This is a genomic window from Oleiphilus sp. HI0128, assembly GCF_001635365.1.
Genome location: NZ_LWGG01000154.1, coordinates 1 through 1,082, shown reverse-complemented (window position 1 = coordinate 1,082; position 1,082 = coordinate 1). Strand labels below are relative to the sequence as shown.

Here is a 1,082-nt window from a genome sequence, read left to right as displayed (position 1 = left end):
AGGGGTTTACGTCCAGATTTCTAACCACGCCATTCTGAACATCCAAGGCAATTCTCGAATCAGAGATATAAGAGTAATCCAGAGAATAGCTTAAAGACTTTCCACCCGCTTTGAGCAAGGAATAGTTTTTCTCAGCCGCCTGGAAAACCTCTTCCAATTGCTTGGTAGAGTCCTCATCATCTGACTGTCTGGCTAAGGCATCTCGCGCCTTATCAACATTACTTTCTTCAGCACTAATATCCGAAACAAACAGCACGGTTGATGCCAGTAGCACGCATCTAATGACCCAAGAGTTCATTACCTATTCCTTCTATCTTTATAGTTTGTGTCAGTGACTCTTACACGCAGTAACAACTAACCACTTTCCTAATACGAGCAATGCTGCTCACATTTCTTACACGACATATACTTATTCAAAAACTAGTTTCGACGATAATGTAAAAACTTCGTACCATTATCGAAAGTAGTATTCCCAAACTCATCTGTCTGGTTTTTACGGCGCTCTATCTCGTTATTCAATAAATACCGCAAATTATCTTTGTAGTCCGGAGTATAATCAAAAGCCTGCAAAGACAATGTCTGATCATCAATAAAGCGTAAGTCTTCTTCTCTTAACTCAAGCCCATCAATTGGTTTTGTATTCCCTGGAAAGATAACGAACAATACATTTTGATCCCACTTTTCTTTAAAGCGTTCGAGAGTAAAGGTTATATTTCCTTTGGAAGGGTCAGCAATAAAAACACGCCCATCCTTGATTGTCTTAACAACCACGAAATGCTTAAAGCCTGCGTAATGTATTGGCACGATAGCTGGATGATCCAGCTCAATCAAATCCTTTAACTCAGCCTTGAAGCCCCCAGCCGGAAAGCCCAGCGCGGTTACCAAACGCTTCATATCCAGCATTGAAAAGCCTCGACGCTCAACGATTCGCTCATTTTCACCGTAGTGAAGCAAACCTTCCATCACCTGGCGTTCTTGAAAGTTGCGCCCAAGATAATGCTGCAATACAGTCGTTAATGCTGCAGATCCACAGCTATAGTCATACGCCTGCCTAACAATATTACGGTATAAAACGCTAGATA

1 protein-coding gene and 1 pseudogene are annotated in these 1,082 nt (G+C 41.6%); both read right to left on the bottom strand.

The window, feature by feature from the left end:
* Positions 1 to 298, bottom strand: a pseudogene (locus A3763_RS01985) (transporter); the annotation flags it as partial.
* Positions 299 to 420: 122 nt separating this feature from the next.
* On the bottom strand, positions 421 to 1,082 hold a 662-nt coding region (locus A3763_RS01980; RefSeq protein WP_068759847.1), incomplete at its 5' end, for a C39 family peptidase.